Origin of the sequence: Pseudomonas maioricensis (assembly GCF_022790535.1) — a bacterium.
GTDB classification, from domain to species: Bacteria; Pseudomonadota; Gammaproteobacteria; order Pseudomonadales; family Pseudomonadaceae; genus Aquipseudomonas; species Aquipseudomonas maioricensis.
Window position 1 is genome coordinate 303542 of sequence record NZ_LOHG01000003.1, and the last position, 18781, is coordinate 322322.

Below are 18781 nucleotides of genomic sequence, written 5' to 3' on the forward strand. Positions count from 1 at the left end.
CAGCGCAATAGACCGTAAAACCGCCACTGGTCCGGCAACAACTGTTCAGATTTTATCCAATTCAGCCTTTATCCAGTCATCGAGAGCGGGTATCATGCCAACCCTTTTTCTTACTCTGGATTCGGTCTGAGAGGCGCATAAGCACTTGTCAGGCCGGGCTCGAACGGACCGTGTAGATAACGTATTACACACGGTTTGCCATGATTCGGCCCCCACAACAGGCACACCTATGTCGGCGGTACGCATCGGTCCGTATACATTGCAGAACGGCTTGATTCTCGCTCCTATGGCGGGCGTCACAGACCAGCCCTTTCGTCAGCTCTGTCGCCAACTCGGTGCGGGCCTGGTGGTTTCGGAAATGGTCACCAGTGACATGAGCCTGTGGAACAGCCGCAAATCGCGTCTGCGCATGATCCACGAAGGTGATCCCGAGCCCCGCTCGGTACAGATCGCCGGTGGTGATCCGCAAATGCTCGCCGATGCGGCGCGCGCCAATGTGGAACTGGGCGCGCAGATCATCGACATCAACATGGGATGTCCGGCCAAGAAAGTCTGTAACAAGGCAGCCGGTTCAGCATTGTTGAAAGACGAACAACTGGTGAGTGAAATCCTGCAGGCCGTAGTGGCCGCAGTCGATGTACCGGTCACCCTGAAGATCCGCACAGGCTGGGACCGGGATAACAAAAATGGCCTGACAGTGGCGAAAATCGCCGAGCAGGCCGGAATTCAGGCGCTGGCCGTTCATGGACGGACCCGGGCCGATCTGTACACCGGTGAAGCCGAATACGACACCATTGCCGCGATCAAACAGGCGATTTCGATCCCTGTGTTCGCCAATGGCGATATTGATTCACCCCAAAAAGCCCGGCATGTGCTGCAAGCGACAGGGGCTGACGGGTTGTTGATTGGACGGGCTGCCCAAGGGCGTCCGTGGATTTTTCGCGAAATAGAACACTACCTTCGTACTGGCGAAATATTGCCGGCAATGCAGTTGGGTGAAGTGGAACGCATTCTGCTAGAGCATCTGGCAGCGCTTCACGTTTTCTACGGCGATGTGCTGGGCGTGCGAATAGCACGCAAGCATGTTGGCTGGTATCTCGCAACCTTGCCGGGCGCCAGGGAGTTTCGCGCCCACTTCAATCGTTTGCAAGATACGGAAGCACAGTGCGCCAACGTTCGCGAGTTCTTCAGCGAACGCTACAAAAGCCCGGAAACAGGGCAAGAAGAAGAGGTGGCCGCATGACGATGATGACTGAGACTTTAGTGAGTGGAACGACACCCGTGAGCGACAACGTCAATTTGAAACAGCACCTCAACACGCCGAGCGAAGAGGGTCAGACCCTGCGCGGCAATGTTGAGAAGGCGCTGCACAATTATTTCGCCCACCTTGAAGGTGCTGCCGTCACTGACGTGTACAACCTGGTGTTGTCGGAAGTCGAGGCGCCGCTGCTCGAGTGCGTGATGAACTACGTCAAGGGTAACCAGACGAAAGCATCCGAGCTGCTGGGCCTGAATCGCGGCACCCTGCGCAAGAAACTCAAGCAGTACGACCTGCTTTAAGCATTCCATACAAAAAAGGCGACCCTTATCGAGGTCGCCTTTTTTGCTGAATCCATTTGCTTTTGCCTTGATGGAAATTGAAATGACCGACCAGACTACCCGCCTGCCGATTCGCCGCGCCTTGATCAGTGTTTCCGACAAGACCGGCATCCTTGAATTTGCCCGTGAACTGGAAGCCCTTGGCGTTGAAATCCTGTCCACCGGCGGTACCTTCAAGCTGTTGCAGGACAATGGCGTCGCAGCGGTAGAAGTCGCTGATTACACCGGCTTCGCGGAAATGATGGACGGCCGGGTTAAAACCCTGCATCCGAAAATTCACGGCGGCATCCTGGGCCGTCGCGGCATCGACGACGCCATCATGAGCGAGCACGGTATCAACCCGATCGATCTGGTTGCGGTCAACCTTTACCCGTTCCAGGCCACTGTCGCCAAGCCGGGTTGCGACCTGCCGACGGCTATTGAAAACATCGATATCGGCGGCCCGACCATGGTCCGTTCGGCAGCAAAAAACCATAAAGATGTCGCTATCGTGGTCAACGCCAGCGATTACGATCAGGTACTGGAAAGCCTCAAGGCTGGCGGCCTGACTTACGCTCAGCGTTTCGACCTGATGCTCAAGGCTTTCGAGCACACTGCAGCTTACGACGGCATGATCGCCAACTATCTGGGCAGCATCGACCAGAGCGCCGAAACCCTGAGCACCGAAGGCCGCAGCGAATTCCCGCGCACCTTCAACAGCCAGTTCGTCAAGGCTCAGGAAATGCGCTACGGCGAGAACCCGCACCAGAGTGCGGCGTTTTACGTTGAAGCCAACCCGGCCGAAATCGGCATCGCCACAGCGACCCAGCTTCAGGGTAAAGAACTGTCGTTCAACAATGTGGCCGACACTGATGCTGCACTGGAATGCGTGAAAAGCTTCGTAAAACCAGCCTGCGTTATCGTCAAGCACGCCAACCCGTGCGGCGTTGCCGTGGCACTGGATAACGAAGGCGGCATCCGTCAGGCCTACGAACTGGCCTACGCAACCGACACCGAATCTGCATTTGGCGGCATCATCGCCTTCAACCGCGAGCTGGACGCTGAAACAGCCAAGGCCATCGTCGAGCGTCAGTTCGTTGAGGTGATCATTGCCCCAAGCGTCAGCGCCGAAGCACAGGCGATTGTTGCCAGCAAAGCCAACGTGCGCCTGCTGAGCACTGGCCAATGGGCCGCTCAACGTGACGCTGCTTGGGACTACAAGCGCGTCAATGGCGGTCTGCTTGTACAGAGCCGCGATATCGGCATGATCACCGCTGATGACCTCAAAGTGGTCACCAAGCGCGCACCAAGCGAAAAAGAAATCCACGATTTGATCTTCGCCTGGAAAGTCGCCAAGTACGTTAAATCCAACGCTATCGTCTACGCCAAAAATCGTCAGACCATCGGTGTCGGCGCAGGCCAGATGAGCCGCGTAAACTCGGCTCGTATCGCCGCGATCAAGGCTGAACACGCTGGTTTGCAGGTACAGGGCGCAGTCATGGCGTCTGACGCATTCTTCCCGTTCCGCGACGGCATCGACAACGCAGCCAAGGTGGGCATCACTGCGGTAATCCAGCCTGGCGGCTCGATGCGTGACAACGAAGTGATTGCGGCGGCTGATGAAGCCGGTATCGCCATGGTGTTCACCGGGATGCGGCATTTCCGTCACTAACTAATAGCTCACTCATCCTGTAGGAGTGAGCTTGCTCGCGATCCAGCGCGAAGCGCTGGCAAAGGATTCGAATTCAGATCCAGTTGAAGGCCGTTCCGGCCTTATCGCGAGCAAGCTCACTCCTACAGGGGTTGGCGTCATCGAGGTTTTTTTGAAATGAACGTATTGATCATTGGCAGTGGTGGCCGCGAACACGCTCTGGCGTGGAAAGTCGCTCAGGACCCACGCGTCGTGAAGGTTTTTGTTGCACCGGGCAATGCCGGGACCGCTATCGAAGCGAAGTGCGAGAACGTCGCTATCGACGTGCTGGCTCTTGAACAACTGGCGGATTTCGCTGAAAAGAACGTCTCCCTGACCATCGTCGGCCCGGAAGTGCCACTGGTTGCCGGTGTGGTTGATCTGTTCCGCAGCCGCAATCTGGACTGCTTCGGCCCTACTGCTGGCGCTGCCCAGCTGGAAGGCTCGAAAGCGTTTACCAAGGACTTCCTGGCGCGCCACAAGATCCCGACCGCCGACTATCAGAACTTCACTGAAATCGAGCCAGCGCTGGCCTACCTGCGCGAAAAAGGTGCTCCGATTGTCATCAAGGCCGACGGTCTGGCGGCAGGCAAAGGCGTAATCGTCGCCATGACCCTGGCCGAAGCCGAAGACGCCGTGCGCGACATGCTGGCTGGCAATGCTTTCGGCGAAGCCGGTTCGCGGGTCGTGATCGAAGAGTTTCTCGATGGCGAAGAAGCCAGCTTCATCGTCATGGTTGACGGCAAGAACGTGCTGCCGATGGCGACCAGCCAGGACCACAAGCGTGTCGGCGACGCCGACAGCGGTCCGAACACTGGCGGTATGGGTGCCTACTCCCCTGCCCCGGTTGTCACCGCCGAAGTTCACCAGCGCGTAATGGATCTGGTCATCTGGCCGACCGTACGTGGCATGGCCGATGAAGGCAACGTCTACACTGGCTTCCTCTATGCAGGCCTGATGATCGACAAAGCCGGCAACCCAAAGGTTATCGAGTTCAACTGCCGCTTCGGCGATCCGGAAACCCAACCGGTGATGCTGCGCCTGCAATCGAGTCTGGTCCTGTTGGTTGAAGCTGCTCTGGCTCAGGCGCTGGACAAGGTTGAAGCGCAATGGGATCCGCGTCCGAGTCTGGGCATTGTCCTCGCATCGGGTGGCTACCCTGGCGACTACGCCAAAGGCGCAGCGATCAAAGGTCTGGATGACGCCGCGCAACTGCCAGGCAAAGTGTTCCATGCGGGCACGGCACTGCAGGACGGTCAGGTAGTGACCAGTGGCGGTCGCGTGCTATGCGCCACTGCATTGGGCGAAACAGTAGGCGATGCTCAGAAACACGCCTATGCTCTGGCCGCAAAGGTTGATTGGGAAGGTTGCTTCTATCGCAGTGACATTGGCTACCGCGCCATTGCCCGCGAGCGTGGTGAAGACCTGTAACAAGCCTTTAGCCGGATCCGGCAGGATTGGGAACGAGCGCACACGCGTCTCGCTCCGCCTGCCGGGTTTGACCGGCCATTCAGCGCTTCGCACAGAGATTGAAATAGAGTTTAGAGTTATCGGGCATTCATCTTACGAAGGGATCTCACCGTGCGCTGGCTCAGGATTGCCAAAGGTTTAACCGTAGGGATGTTGACCCTGCTCTTCGTGCTGTCGGCGCATGCCCAGCCAAGTGCGGGCTGGTCAACACTGCTCGACCCCCAGGCAAACCTGCAATTGAGCGACGTACGCTCTGCCCGCTATCAAAACCAGTTCAGCCCTACCGAACTTGATCAGGTCACGGCCGCCGATCGTAACAGCGCCCTGTGGCTGCACTATCGCCTGCAACCCAGCGATCACGAACAACTGTTACGCATCTTCGCTCCCGACCTCGCCAGTCTTGACCTCTATGTCCTGAATCTGGACGAACTGATTAACCATACGCGCACCGGTAACAGCGTCGCGCCCCAGAACAATGTCTTGCGGGCCAGCGATTTCATGCTGCCTATCCCGCAAAGCTCAGCGCCTGTGGATATCTATCTGCGGCTGGTCTCAACCCAGCAATTGCGCCCCAACATCAGCCTGCAACCCGCGATAAACAGTGCGGCCGACGAACGCGAACCGTTTTTGTTCGGTCTGTTGTTCGGCTCGCTGGGCATGCTGATCCTGCAGAACATGACCCGCTACGCGCACACCCGATCGCGCACGAACCTCTGGCTCGCAGGCTGCGAGGGATTGCTGGCGCTCAGCGCTGCGCTGCTACTCAACCTGTTGACCCCGTGGCTCAAGACCTGGCACATCGCGCAAACACCTGCGGCGCATCTGACCCTGCTGTTCGCGGCGCTCGCGGGCCTGATGTATGCCCACTCCTTCTTCGCGCATCGCAATGTCATCGCGCTCAATCGTCTGTTGATGGGCAGCCTGGTCGTTATTGCCCTCGGCTGCCTGTTGATAATGTTCGTCGACACCTTGCCACTGAACCTGCTGACGTTCGGACTGGTAACGCTTGCGACCGTGAGCATCCTGTTCGTCTCGGCCTACCACTGGCAGAAAGGTTACTGGCCTGCGCGCCTGTTCGTGATGTCGATGGTCACCTTCAACATTGGCTGCCTGGTGATTTTGCCTGCCCTGCTGTGGCTGACATGGATATCCCCACAATGGTTGATCCTCACGCTGCTGGCGGTGTTCTGCTTCAGCGGCTTGTTAATGAGTGTGGCAATCAGCGAACGCCATCGCAGCTTTACCGAAGACAAATTCAGTATTAGCCGGGACAAGGCCGCGAGCACAGCGGAAATCAACGCCAAGGCCGAATTCCTGGCAAAAATCAGCCACGAAATCCGTACCCCGATGAACGGTGTACTGGGCATGACCGAATTGCTGCTGGGCACACCGTTATCGGTCAAGCAGCGCGACTACGTGCAGACCATTCACAGCGCGGGCAACGAACTGCTCAGCCTGATCAACGAAATTCTCGACATCACCAAACTCGAGTCCGGGCAGATCGAGCTGGATGATGTGCAGTTCGATCTCAGTGCCCTGATCGAGGACTGCCTTAACATCTTCCGCGCCAAAGCCGAGCAGCAGGATGTAGAACTGATCAGCCTGATCCAGCCGCAAGTGCCACGCGTCATCAGCGGTGACCCGACTCGCCTGCGTCAGACTGTACTGAGCCTGCTGGAAAACGCCCTGAAGAAAACCGACGAGGGTGAGATTCTGGTGGTGGTCGCTCTCGACTCCCGCGCTGGCAAACCTCGCCTGCGCATCGCGGTACAGGACAGCGGCGAAGCCCTGTCTGCCGACGATCGCGAGGCATTGCTGCATGCCGAACTGCACAGCAAGAATTTCATGGCCTCAAGCAAACTGGGCGGGCATCTGGGTCTGGTTATTGCCCGCCAGTTGATCGGCCTGATGGGCGGTGAATTCGGCATCCAGTCCGGCGGTAGCCACGGCAGCACATTGTGGCTGAGCCTGCCGCTTGATCCGAATCGTCTGGAGCAACCGCCACTGGACCTCGACAGCCCGCTCAAGGGTGCAAGAGTGCTGGTCGTCGACGATAACGAAACATGCCGCAAAGTGCTGGTTCAACAATGCAGTTCCTGGGGCCTCAACGTCAGTGCCGTGCCGTCCGGTAAAGAAGCCCTGGCCCTGTTGCGAACCAAGGCGCACTTGCGTGATTACTTTGATGTAGTGCTGCTGGATCAGAACATGCCCGGCATGACGGGCATGCAGCTGGCCGCCAAGATCAAGGAAGATCCAAGCCTGAACCACGACATCCTGCTGATCATGCTGACCGGTATCAGCAATGCGCCGAGCAAGATCATCGCGCGCAATGCAGGAATCAAGAGAATTCTGGCCAAGCCGGTGGCGGGTTACACGCTCAAAACCACGTTGGCGGACGAGCTCACTCAACTGAACAAGGGGGCGACGCCGCACCAGGTGACGCCCATACACAACATACCGGTCAAGGTGCCGAGCGACTTCCGTATTCTGGTCGCCGAAGATAACAACATCTCTACCAAAGTGATTCGCGGCATGCTGGGCAAGCTGAACCTGAACCCTGACACTGCCAGTAACGGCGAAGAAGCCTTGCGAGCAATGAAAGCCCAGCGCTATGACCTGGTGCTGATGGATTGTGAAATGCCGATTCTGGACGGCTTCTCCGCCACCGAACAGCTGCGTGCATGGGAAGTTGGCAACCAGCGGGTACGTACACCCGTGGTGGCGCTGACCGCGCACATCCTGACTGAACACAAGGATCGCGCCCGCCAGGCCGGTATGGACGGGCATATGGCCAAACCCGTGGAGCTGTCTCAATTGCGCGAGCTGGTGGAGCACTGGGTAGCCCAACGTGAGAAGGTTCGCGCACTGACATCATCCGGTGATCTTTACCAACAAAATTGATCTGCTGCTTCACAGCGACGTCTGTTGCGCCCTGATAGACTCGCCACGTCTTACCTGCTGCCGAGCCCAAGCCATGCTCCATGTGTTGTTCAGCGTTTATCTGAAGATGCTGGTGCTTTATAGCCCGTTCTTCGTCCTCTCCTGTTTCATCAGCCTGACCCGTGGTCACTCGCGCAAAGAGCAACGGCGTCTGGCGTGGAAAGTGGCACTGGCGACCCTGATTTCCAGCGTGCTGCTCTACCTGTTCGGTCGTGTGATCTTCAGCGTATTTGGCATTACGGTTGATGCATTCCGAATCGGCGCGGGCAGCGTGCTGTTCATTTCTGCACTGGGAATGGCGCAGGGCAAGTCGGCGGTACAGACCGACAATGTTCAGCAAGACGTGACCATCGTCCCGCTGACCATTCCGCTCACTGTCGGCCCCGGTACCATTGGTGCGCTGTTAGTGATGGGCGTCAGCCAGCCTCACTGGGATGACAAGCTGACTGCTATTTTCAGTATTGCTTTAGCCAGCCTGACTGTTGGCGTGGTGCTGTACCTGGCCAACAACATTGAACGCATCCTGGGTGAACAAGGTTTGCAGATCGTCAGTCGGTTGATGGGGTTGTTTGTCTGCGCGTTGGCAGCGCAGATCATCTTTACCGGGGTTCGAGGCTATCTGGTGCCTTGAAAAACCTGATTCAGATGTCTTGAATTGTGAGACGGCTGACGTACCTCAGTTTCGAAGTGATGCTTTCCCGCTGCATCGCATATTGCTCACGGTTCAGCTCATACACGCCACCGCTGATACGCAGCACAATGTCGCGCTGGATCCGCTCGGACAGGCCCAGAATATCCACCTCGGTGTACGCATTGGCGTGTAGGGCGCACAGCACGATCAATATCTGACCAGCAGGCGTCTTCTCACAACCGACCACCTGGAACGTCCGCAGGCGACCGCTGCCTCGGCCATGCTGAAAAAACAATCGAGCGTCCTTGTCGATCCTGACCTTCCTCAGGCTGTGTTGCATCAGCCTGGCGAGGCTGGACGAGCCAGTTGTCCCTACGACGCTGGCGGTGATCTGCTCCAGCTCTTCAGCGTCGGTTATCACCATGGGCTCTTTTACAATGCGCGCCTTTACCGTACTGAATTTCTCCAGTCGGTTACGGTAGTACTCCATCCAACTGGTCCATAACTCACTTCGGTCAAAGGTCTGGCTGGCAAAGTAATCGGCGTACCTCAGCAAATCAGAGACATCTTTCTTTTCTTCACGCGTGAGCCCTGTCATGAAGGAAATAAGGTTACTGCCAGCGACTACGACACTCGATGTCATCTCACTCATCGCTCACCCCCGATTCGAACAGTCAGCGTCTTCTTTCTCTCGGCCAAGGCAGAGTCGAAAGCGTCCCGGTACATGTCGTAGTGGAGTTCCAGCAGCTCGGCCGAAAAAAACATAACGTCAATGGCACCGACGATAAGCGCCGGATCAAGCGGCTCCAACAGTGGATGGACGCTCAGGGGCTCCTGCGTGTTGAACGAAACCAGTACCGAGTTCAGAACATGCTCTGCAGACACAAAGCTGACCTGGAACTGCACGCTGGCTAACGCTACCGCCCCATCATGGATTTGGGGCGCAAAAGGTTCTCCCTGCTTGCGGCTTGCGAGCAATGGACTGGCGAGGGCGACAAAATCACCTGCACGGGCAGGTAACTTGTTGAAGCCTTTCTGTACAAAAACATCCGTTATCAGTGTCCAGACGTTAAGCGCAACGGCGCCGTCTGGTGCATGGCTATAACAATCGCTGTCGCGTAGCCGCCAACCAAAGGTGGTCATCGCGTCCAGATAGGTTTTCCGCCACATCGGGCAATCAGTCATCGTTGATACTTTGTTGTCGGCCGCCAACTGGGTATACAGGGTCGACATAAGAACATCTGATTTAACGGCAGGATCAACCCTCGTATCAAACATTATAAAATCGCGGGCATTAACATACGCGTCCAGCGCAACATCACACATGGCATTCGTCCTGGCAATCAAATAAAACGGGGAGCTCACGCTCCCCGAAACTTCAGATCGGATAGCTGGCAATATCGCGCGCTGCCTTATCACGCAACTTTTTAACAATATCTGCGCGATGGAAACTGTACTCTTCCTGATCGAGCAGCCAGGCAGCCTCTCCACGGGAGATATTGATCGTCGAGTTATGCCACTCGGTGAACAATACGTCGACAGTGTTAATTCGCACGTCGCACCTTACTGCGCCCAATGCAAAATAAACTTCCCCTTGAGACTCAATACACGAACCAATACAGAAATTTCCTTTGTCGTAATCCCGAGTGTGCCTTTTAAACAGCTCCACGGGCTCATTACTGACCTGGAGCGCTTCGATCGCATCCTTCGCGATTTTTGCCAACACCAGTGCAGCGGGGCCAGCGCCTGCAATGGTCGCAATGGCAGAGCCCAGGATTTTCAAGCCGACCTGTTCCATCGAGAAACGCTGATCACTGGTCCGGTATTGCGCGTAATCCCAATGCTCCGGGACCCAGCCCAAAGCATTCATCACACTGTAAAATTTGTTGAACCAGTTTTCTCCGCCCCGTGCATTGCCAAAATGTTTGTCGGCAACAAGCACTGCAAGCAACACCGTCTTTTTAACGGCGTCCTTGTTTTCTCGCGACATTCCGGCGACAAAACCCAAAATGGTATTGGCAACTACCGCACCCTCATCGTTCTTCGGGTCCAGCTCTTGCCCCAGCGCCATGCGGGCACGGCTAAGAGGATTGCGTCGCTCGAACAACGAAGGGGTATCCAGATCCAGGTCCCTGACAAAACTCATCCGCCCAGGAGACGTTTCATAAAAATCTAATGCATCGTTCATTGGAAATTCCCTTTAATTAACAACTCGTCCACGAGCGTGTGCTCAGTGCTTGATCAGCACATTAAAATCAGACCGACTAAATAGTGCCTTGCCTTTATTAAGCGACGACAGCCTTTCTTATTATTTTTATTCTTGAGCAAGATTAGATCGGCGTCACACATTCACTCTAGGCAAGAATATGAGCGATGACAAGTCATGACCCATGACAAATTATTTATTGGCTACCCGCCTCAGACACTTGACGCGCTCTAACCAGAGGGATTACTTCAAACAAAGAACTTTCGGACAGAGCAGTTTCTAAAAGGCCTTTATAAAAGTCTTATTTCCCACAAGTATTTAATAACTGAAGGACTTGGGACAGTCGCCATACTGAACGGTAAAATCGCCAGCCTCGCTGTGTGCTTGAAGCACCACAGGAGGCTGCCCGATCTCCAGCGTCTTAGCCTGCGGGTTTATCCCCATACCATCGCGGCGTGTAGACCCACTGGCCACCCTCGGCGCGTGCAAACGTGCAGGTCGTCGATGAACCGATCAACACCATCGTGCGCATGTCTACCTGCTCGGGTGTCAGTTCGCCCAGCGTAATGATGCGCAAGGTCTGCCCCGGTCGACCGATGTCACGCCCCAGCGTCACAGGCGTTTCAGGAGTGCGGTGCTGGCGAACGATTTCAAGCGCTCGCCCCAGTTGCCATGGGCGAGAACGGGAGATCGGGTTGTAGAAAGCCAGCGCCAGATCGGCCTGAGAGGCGAGGTCCAGACGCTTTTCGATAATGTCCCAGGGCTTGAGGTTGTCCGACAGCGACATCACGCAGAAGTCGTGACCCAATGGCGCGCCAGCCTGTGCGGCGGTCGCCAGCGACGCGGAGACCCCTGGAAGGATTTCCAGCTCGACGTTATGCCAATCCAGGTTGGTTGATTCATGCAGGGCTTCCAGCACCGCTGCGGCCATCGCGAACACACCTGGGTCGCCAGATGAAACGACCACCACTGAGCGCCCGGAGGCCGCCAGTTCGAAAGCGTGTCGTGCGCGCTGCATTTCTTCGCGGTTATCAGTGCAGTGCATGACCTGATCGGCGCGAAACGGCCCGGCCATGCGCACGTAGGTTTCATAACCCAGTACATCGTTGGCCCGAGCCAGCTCAGCCTTCACCGCTGGCACCATCAGTTCAGCGGCTCCGGGGCCCAGCCCGATGACCGCAAGCCTGCCGCGCCCTTTACCGATCTGCTGAACGTCCAGCGGATGAGGTGCAACAGCAACCGCCAATCCGTCGTGCCTATCGATAGGCGGCAGCAGTTGCGGCACAGCCCGGGCAGCCATATCGAGCGCCGATGCCGCGGGAACAAAACGCAGCACGACATCCAGCTCCCGGGCAGCTTGATGCAAGAGTGGATCAGCCATTTGCAAATCAGCCGCCAACAGACAGGCCAGCGATTGAACGGCGATGCCCGCATCGTGCAGCGCCGCTCGAATATTGACGGCCAGATCGGCAGATATCGCCGTAACAGCCACCGCGACACAACGCGGGTAGATCAGCAACTCATTGGCCGACGGCTCGCGCTCGGCACAGCTCACATGGATCGCCAACTGCGCGTGTTCGTCCTCCGGTAACTGCGCTTTGCTCAACCAGGGCGCAGCACCTTCGATGCGCACGCTTTCACCTGACAGCAAATCGGACACGAAGCGCTTGCCCAGCTCAAGGTCGCCCAGTGCATAGCCACTGGGCGGATTGAGCAGGCAGGTCCCGAAACGCAGCTCACCGCTGGTGGTGATCGCAGGCGCGATACCCAGACCTGCGGCGATCTCCCGAGCCATGACATTGACTCCGCCAAGCCCCCCCAGCAACGGCACAACCGCGCTGCCGTCTTCAGCAATCGCCAGCACAGCAGGCTCCGCGCCCTTTTCCAGCAGCAGCGGTGCGAGGGTACGAATCACGATACCTGCGGCACACAGGGCAATAATTGGCGTGTTCTGTTGATAGAACTGACGCAAGGTCGTGCCAAATTCGCTGTAGCTTTTGTCGGCGCCCTGTACACGATCAATCAGGCCGTAAACCAGTGATTCCGGATACAACTGCTGAATGCGTCGGGCGGTCGCCAGGCTGCCATTGCCCAGAATCACAATGGCTGGAATGTTCTGTGTCATCAGCCCTGCCACCTTTCGCCCGGAACAATAATGAGCGAGAAATACGGCGAAGACATCGGCACCACTTCATCCAGCGGGACGATTTTCTGATTAGCCATGGTGGCGCGCTCAACGTACAGCGCCCGCCCGGCCAGCCCCAACTCTTCCAGAACCTGACGGACTTTCGGGAAGTTACGGCCCAGCTTCATGATCACCGCAGCATCAGCGTCGGCCAGTTTGCGCTTGAGTTCTTCATGGGGCAGCACGCCGGACAGTACCGACAGGCTCTGATTGCGGTACACCAATGGCGCGCCTAACACCGAAGCGCCACCCAACATCGAACACACTCCCGGAACAACCTGGGCTTCGTATTGATCAGCAAGACGATCGTGCAAATACATGTAGGAACCGTAGAAGAACGGATCGCCTTCACAGATCACCGCCACGTCACGACCAGCGTCCAGATGGGCGGCCACGTCGACGCTGGCCTCATCGTAGAAATCACTGATGACTTTTTCGTAGGACATCGGTGCAGGCAACGCTTCGGTCGTCACCGGGTAAACCAGCGGCATTAACGTCTGGGCATCCTGCAAATGACCTTCGATGATGCCGAACGCGTTGCCCTTCTTGCCCTTGGCGACGAAGTAAGCAACCACTGGCGACTCACGCAGCAGGCGCAACGCCTTGACGGTAATCAGTTCCGGGTCGCCGGGGCCGACGCCCAGGCCAATCAATCGACCGCGTGCCTGCATCATTCGATCTCCGTGGCCAGGGCGTTGACCGCTGCCACCGCCATGGCGCTGCCGCCGCGACGACCCTGCATGATCACAAACGGCACGCCACGACTATCCGCGGCGAGCATGGCCTTGGATTCGGCGGCACCGACGAAGCCCACCGGGAAACCGAGGATCAGTGCCGGTTTCGGCGCGCCGGCGTCGAGCATTTCCAGCAGATAGAACAGTGCAGTCGGCGCATTGCCGATCACCACCACACTGCCTTCAAGATGCGGACGCCACAGCTCCAAAGCCACGGCTGAACGGGTATTGCCCAAATCCAGAGCCATTTCCCGCACGCCTTCATCGTGCAGGGTGCAGATGATCTGATTGTTGGCGGGCAGACGCGTGCGCGTAATACCTTCGGACACCATGCGCGCATCACAGAGGATCGGCGCACCCGCGGCCAACGCATCGCGACCGGCCTTGCCAGCACCCTCCGAGAAGCGCAGGTCCTCGATCACCTCGACCATGCCGCAGGCGTGGATCACCCGCACGGCGAGTTTTTCCAGGTCGGCAGGGATGGTGTCCAGGCGCGCCTCAGCGCGAATGATCGAGAAGGAATTGCGATAAATCTCCTGACCATCGCGGATGTAATCAATCATGGGTGTTGCTCCGTGAGTCGGCGATCAATAACGCGCCGGCTGCTTCAATAGTGAGGTCACGCGCTTGCAGGGCACCGAAACCGGGCTGCACTGCATCGCGAAAATAAAGGTCGTAATGGCCCGGGGATACCGCCAGTAACGTCACCGATGCCACATGCGCCGCTGCGCAGGAGCGCTTGCAGGCCGACAGATGCACTGCGCGGCTGACGCCACTGCGTTGCAATTGCCCGGCCAGCAAACGTGCATCGGCTTTGGTATCGGCCAGGCCCTTGGCGCAGTCACTCGAACCTGTGCAGGCAATGATTTGCGCCAAAGGTTGTTCCGCGGAACACAGCAGACCGGCCGTTTGCAGGGCAAGCAACACATGCGCGGCCTGCCCGGTTGCAATGTTCGGCAATAGCAGGCTTTGCCAAGGCGTAAAACGCAGAGTCGCGTCGCCAAACTCAGTCGCCAGTTGCGCAACAGCGCTCAGCATCGCCGGGTCAAGTCGCCCCAATGGAACAGCAGCGCCAACGGCTACTTTGCCGGTTTGCTGCTGTGGATAAATGCCCAGATGCTGGTGACGGCTGACGGCTGGACGACGCCACAGGGTTATTTTTTGATCAGTTCTAAGCTCAACACTCAAACGCTGCTGCAACCGTTGAAGCAGTTGCCGCGCAGGCACCTCGGCCAACAGATGACGCATGCGCACCTGCTCCGGACGAGCCGTGTCCAGAAACAGTTCCAGAACCGCCAGCACCAGCTCCAGTGCGTTTTCCGCTGGAACCGCTGCCAATGGCGAATCATCAGCAGGACAGCCAGCCAGCCCGAAGCCCAGCATGAGCCTGCCATCCACGTTAAGCGCCGAGAGCCACAGATCATGGGGATGTTCGAGCATCACCATAGCTTCACCGCCATCCAGCGACAGCGCGAACTTGGGCGACAGGTCATGAAAGCGCGGATTGGCTTCCAGCGCATGCAGGATTTGCGCGGTCAAAGGTCGCACGTCCAGCAACATGTGCGGGTCCAGACCCGCCACCGGGCTGAGCATCAGGTTGCGCACATCATCGCTGTCGGGGTTGTTGGGCCCAAGCCCGGCCGCCAGCAGCGTGTCGATCAATGCCGCCTGCCCGTCGCCAATACCGCGAATCTGCAGGTTGGCGCGGTTGGTGGCTTCGATCACGCCATGCGCGTAACGTTGTGCCGCGTGAGCCACGGCATGTGCCTGAGCAGCACTGATCGAACCGCCCGCCAGTTTGATCCGGCAGATTCCGCCATCCAGTGCCGGGACGATACGCAGCAACCCCGGACAGGCCGAGGGGCGTAAGGACGTTACAGGCGTGCGAGCGGACTTCGGCTCGGTCAATGGATCACCATGAATTGGTTTGAATAGGCACTTGTGCCTGGCAGGCGCGGTATTATGCCTGCTTTGTCCGCAGGCATGAAAAGCCGCTCTGTCGGAAGATCGGATTGAGGTAAGCAAATGTCGCCCTGGCTGACAGTCGTGGGAATCGGTGAAGACGGCTACAAAGGCCTGGGCAAGAATGCCCGGCACGCTCTGTTGCGCGCTGATCAGGTGTTTGGCGGCCCGCGTCAGCTGGAGTTGCTCCCGCCCTGTATCAAAGCTGAACGCCGCGCCTGGCCCAGCCCCTTCTCGCTTAACCCGGTGCTTGAACAGCGCGGCGCAGAGGTGTGTGTGCTGGCCAGCGGTGATCCGATGCTGTTTGGCGTTGGCGCAAGTCTGGCACGCGTCGTCGCTGTCGAAGAAATGCTGATCCTGCCTGCGCCCTCCTCCTATTCGTTGGCCGCTGCCCGGCTGGGCTGGCCTTTGCAGGACGTAGTGACCCTGTCCGTGGTCGCGAGGCCGCTGGCCGCGCTGAATGCCCGATTCCATCACGGTGTACGCCTGCTGGTCTTGAGCAATGACGGCAGCAGCCCGGCAGCGATTGCCGGTTTACTGCGTGAACGTGGTTTCGGACCCAGCCACATGACCGTACTGGAACATCTGGGCGGCTCGGCAGAACGTCGTGTTGAAGGTCTGGCAAGTGAATGGGCCAACCCGGAGATTGCCGCGCTGAACGTCGTGGCGATCGATTGCCGCGCAGACGCCAGCGCCTTGCGTCTTTCGCCGCTGGCAGGTTTGCCCGATGAAGCCTTCGAGCATGACGGCCAACTGACCAAACGCGATGTTCGGGCGATCACACTGGCACGCCTTGCCCCGGTGCCCGGCGAGCTGTTGTGGGACGTCGGGGCGGGCTGCGGTTCTATCGGCATCGAATGGATGCGCGCCCATCCCACCTGCCGGACGCTGGCCATTGAAGCCGATGAAGGCCGTCAGCAACTGATCGAATTCAACCGCGACGCGCTGGGCGTGCCGGGCTTGCAACTGGTCCGCGGCAGCGCGCCTCAGGCCCTCGCGGGACTTGAGCAACCAGACGCCATTTTCATTGGTGGCGGCGTGACCCGACCCGGTGTGCTGGATACCTGCTGGCAACAGCTACGCTCAGGCGGACGTCTGGTGGCCAATGCCGTCACCCTGCAAAGCGAATCCACTTTAATGGCCTGGCGCGACCTGCACGGCGGTGAGTTGACCCGCATCCATATCGCCCATGCCAAGCCGCTGGGCGATTTCGACACGTGGCGTCAGGCGTTGCCCATCACTTTACTGGACGTGGTCAAACCCTGATGCGTGATGAAACCGCCGAACAACCTGCACCGCTACGCAGCGGACTGACCACGGGGAGTTGCGCGACAGCGACCAGCCTCGCGGCAGCGCGGCTGTTACTGGGTGGGGAGGTCAACGATGCGGTGGAGATCGTCCTGCCCAAAGGCAAACGGGTTCAGATGCGTCTGGAGTTCTGCCGGCTCACGGCGCAAGGCGCAGAAGCCGGAACGATCAAGGACGCTGGCGATGACCCTGATGTTACCCACGGCGCACTGGTTTTTTCCGGCGTGCGCCTGCTGGAAAAGCCGACAGTCGAGTTCGTCGCGGGCCATGGGGTTGGCACCGTGACGCGGCCCGGTCTGGTGCTGAAAGTCGGCGAGCCCGCGATCAATCCCGTACCGCGCATGATGATCATCGAGCACCTGCAAACACTCGCCAACGAGCAAGGTTACACCGGTGGATTCGAGATTACGGTGAACGTCGAGGGTGGCGAAGCGTTGGCCCTTAAAACCATGAATCCACGCCTGGGCATTCTTGGCGGGCTGTCGATTCTAGGCACCAGCGGTATTGTCCGGCCGTTTTCCTGCGCGGCGTATATCGCGTCGATCCATCAAGGGATCGACGTCGCCAAAACCAACGGTTATCTGCACATCGCCGCCTGCACCGGCAACGCCAGCGAAGACACCATGCGCCGCGTCTACCAGATGCCAGACATTGCACTGATAGAAATGGGCGACTTCGTCGGCGCTGTTCTCAAGCACCTGCGCAGAGTACCGGTGGCCAAACTGAGCATCTGCGGCGGCTTTGGCAAGATCAGCAAACTGGCTGCAAAGCACATGGACCTGCACAGCCGCCATTCGAGCATTGATCTGCCACAACTGGCACGCTGGGCGGCCGATGGCGGTGCCGACGAGGCTCTGCAACAGGCCATTCGCGAGGCCAATACCAGCCAGCAAGCGTTGGCGATGTGTTCGGCAGTGAATGTGCCCTTGGGCGACATCGTTTGCCAGCACGCTCTGGACTTCGCCCGCAGCGTGGTGCCCGCGCAGGTCGAAGTTGAAGTATTCGCCATTGATCGCCAAGGCGGCATCGTCGGCACTGCCGGGGTCAGCTCATGAACCGTCTGTTGCTGCTCGGCGGCGTTACCGACGCGCTAGCCATCGCCCGCACACTCGGGCCGCAGCATATCTACAGCCTGGCTGGAGTGGGTCGAGTGCCAACGGATCTTACCTGCGAAGTTCGCGTCGGCGGTTATGGCGGCGCTGAAGGGTTGGCGCAATTCATTGCCGGGCAAGGCATCGATTTACTGATCGACGCGACGCACCCGTACGCCGCGCAAATCAGCCATAACGCTGCCCGCGCCGCCGAACTGGCGAGTGTGCCCTGCTGGGCTTTGCGCCGACCTGCCTGGCAGCCAGGTCCGGGCGACGATTGGCGCGAAGTGGCGGACTGGGCCGAACTGATCCTGGCTCTACAGCCCTTCCAACGGCCCTTGTTCACACTGGGTCGCGAGCCGTTGCAGCATCTGAGTGAAATCCCTGCTCATCAGTTCTGGACGTTACGCGCCCTGGAAAACACCCTGCGAGACTTGCCCCGACACGAGCGCTGCGAAGTCATCGGTGCGCGCGGTCCGTTTCTGTTGGAGGACGAACGCGCGCTCTTTCAGCGGCGCAGCATTGATGTGCTTATCAGCAAAAACAGCGGTGGCGATGCGACCGAGGCCAAGCTGGAAGTAGCCCGTGAGCTGAAAGTGCCGTTGTTAATACTCAAGCGCCCGGAATTGCCGCAGGTGGATCGGGAGTTTGGTTCTGCAGCGGCGCTGCTTGAGGCACTGCATCAGTCTCAGCTCTGATGCCAATCCTGTAGGACCGAATTTATTCGGGAAGGTGGCAATCCAGACGATGCACAGGCTGCGGATGTACCGGCCCATGGGAGTTGCGTTCGTAGGTCAGCATAGAATGCATCTATCAAAAAAAATCAATCATCTGGTTTGAAATGCTTTTTCTGTAGGAGTGAGCTTGCTCGCGATTACGTCAGCACAGCCGATGTATTTATTGACTGGCATACTGAAATCGCGAGCAAGCTCACTCCTACAGGCCCCATGTTTTGTTGCGCGACAGCGCGGCATCGCGCCACATGC

The 18781-nt window shown here is 58.2% G+C and carries 17 protein-coding genes; 10 read left to right on the top strand and 7 right to left on the bottom strand.

Annotated features, from left to right (window positions below; genetic code table 11):
* Positions 1–229: 229 nt before the first annotated feature.
* From dusB to AUC61_RS06735, 7 genes are all read left to right on the top strand, one after another.
* Entirely contained in the window at positions 230–1243 is a 1014-nt protein-coding gene (dusB, locus tag AUC61_RS06710) for a tRNA dihydrouridine synthase DusB (RefSeq protein ID WP_243245153.1), read from the top strand.
* The gene (fis, locus tag AUC61_RS06715; RefSeq protein ID WP_030128251.1) at positions 1240–1560 is read left to right on the top strand and encodes a DNA-binding transcriptional regulator Fis; all 321 of its coding nucleotides are present in this window, start codon (positions 1240–1242) and stop codon (positions 1558–1560) included. The genes dusB and fis overlap by 4 nt, the downstream gene beginning before the upstream one ends.
* 82 nt (positions 1561–1642) lie before the next feature.
* Positions 1643–3250: a bifunctional phosphoribosylaminoimidazolecarboxamide formyltransferase/IMP cyclohydrolase gene (gene purH / locus AUC61_RS06720; protein WP_243245154.1), complete on the top strand. Its 1608-nt coding sequence runs from the start codon at positions 1643–1645 to the stop codon at positions 3248–3250.
* A 31-nt stretch (positions 3251–3281) separates the two neighbouring features.
* Complete coding sequence (locus tag AUC61_RS26415; RefSeq protein WP_279290929.1) at positions 3282–3410, top strand: hypothetical protein; 129 nt, start codon at positions 3282–3284, stop codon at positions 3408–3410.
* Complete coding sequence (gene purD / locus AUC61_RS06725) at positions 3407–4699, top strand: phosphoribosylamine--glycine ligase (protein WP_243245155.1); 1293 nt, start codon at positions 3407–3409, stop codon at positions 4697–4699. Before AUC61_RS26415 ends, purD begins: the two co-directional genes overlap by 4 nt.
* 150 nt (positions 4700–4849) lie before the next feature.
* Positions 4850–7639 (top strand): hybrid sensor histidine kinase/response regulator, encoded by a 2790-nt coding sequence (locus AUC61_RS06730; protein WP_243245156.1) that lies wholly within the window; start codon positions 4850–4852, stop codon positions 7637–7639.
* A gap of 73 nt (positions 7640–7712) precedes the next feature.
* On the top strand, positions 7713–8309 hold the full coding sequence (locus AUC61_RS06735; protein WP_243245158.1) for a MarC family protein: 597 nt from the start codon (positions 7713–7715) through the stop codon (positions 8307–8309).
* A gap of 10 nt (positions 8310–8319) precedes the next feature.
* On the opposite strand, the gene AUC61_RS06740 is transcribed toward AUC61_RS06735, so the two are convergent.
* The 7 genes from AUC61_RS06740 to cobG all read right to left on the bottom strand — a co-directional run bounded on the left by AUC61_RS06740 (position 8320) and on the right by cobG (position 15342).
* Complete coding sequence (locus tag AUC61_RS06740; protein WP_243245159.1) at positions 8320–8961, bottom strand: hypothetical protein; 642 nt, start codon at positions 8959–8961, stop codon at positions 8320–8322.
* The gene (locus AUC61_RS06745) at positions 8958–9635 is read right to left on the bottom strand and encodes a hypothetical protein (RefSeq protein ID WP_243245161.1); all 678 of its coding nucleotides are present in this window, start codon (positions 9633–9635) and stop codon (positions 8958–8960) included. The genes AUC61_RS06740 and AUC61_RS06745 overlap by 4 nt, the downstream gene beginning before the upstream one ends.
* Before the next feature lie 52 nt (positions 9636–9687).
* Positions 9688–10497 carry a hypothetical protein gene (locus AUC61_RS06750; protein WP_243245164.1) on the bottom strand — a complete coding sequence of 270 codons (810 nt, stop codon included), beginning with the start codon at positions 10495–10497 and terminating at the stop codon, positions 9688–9690.
* A 439-nt stretch (positions 10498–10936) separates the two neighbouring features.
* Positions 10937–12640, bottom strand: a complete 1704-nt coding sequence (gene cobJ / locus AUC61_RS06755) for a precorrin-3B C(17)-methyltransferase (RefSeq protein ID WP_243245166.1) — start codon at positions 12638–12640, stop codon at positions 10937–10939.
* Positions 12640–13374 (bottom strand): precorrin-2 C(20)-methyltransferase, encoded by a 735-nt coding sequence (locus AUC61_RS06760; protein WP_422765076.1) that lies wholly within the window; start codon positions 13372–13374, stop codon positions 12640–12642. The genes cobJ and AUC61_RS06760 overlap by 1 nt, the downstream gene beginning before the upstream one ends.
* The gene (locus AUC61_RS06765) at positions 13371–13997 is read right to left on the bottom strand and encodes a precorrin-8X methylmutase (protein ID WP_111754887.1); all 627 of its coding nucleotides are present in this window, start codon (positions 13995–13997) and stop codon (positions 13371–13373) included. The genes AUC61_RS06760 and AUC61_RS06765 overlap by 4 nt, the downstream gene beginning before the upstream one ends.
* The gene (gene cobG / locus AUC61_RS06770) at positions 13990–15342 is read right to left on the bottom strand and encodes a precorrin-3B synthase (protein ID WP_279290931.1); all 1353 of its coding nucleotides are present in this window, start codon (positions 15340–15342) and stop codon (positions 13990–13992) included. Before cobG ends, AUC61_RS06765 begins: the two co-directional genes overlap by 8 nt.
* 117 nt (positions 15343–15459) lie before the next feature.
* Here cobG and cbiE point away from each other — a divergent pair, with 117 nt between their 5' ends.
* Genes cbiE through AUC61_RS06785 form a run of 3 tightly spaced genes read left to right on the top strand, consistent with a single transcriptional unit; the run spans position 15460 to position 18493 of the window.
* On the top strand, positions 15460–16662 hold the full coding sequence (cbiE, locus tag AUC61_RS06775; RefSeq protein WP_243245169.1) for a precorrin-6y C5,15-methyltransferase (decarboxylating) subunit CbiE: 1203 nt from the start codon (positions 15460–15462) through the stop codon (positions 16660–16662).
* The gene (locus tag AUC61_RS06780; RefSeq protein ID WP_243245171.1) at positions 16662–17759 is read left to right on the top strand and encodes a cobalt-precorrin-5B (C(1))-methyltransferase; all 1098 of its coding nucleotides are present in this window, start codon (positions 16662–16664) and stop codon (positions 17757–17759) included. Before cbiE ends, AUC61_RS06780 begins: the two co-directional genes overlap by 1 nt.
* Entirely contained in the window at positions 17756–18493 is a 738-nt protein-coding gene (locus AUC61_RS06785; protein ID WP_243245173.1) for a cobalt-precorrin-6A reductase, read from the top strand. Before AUC61_RS06780 ends, AUC61_RS06785 begins: the two co-directional genes overlap by 4 nt.
* The last annotated feature ends 288 nt before the right edge of the window (positions 18494–18781 follow it).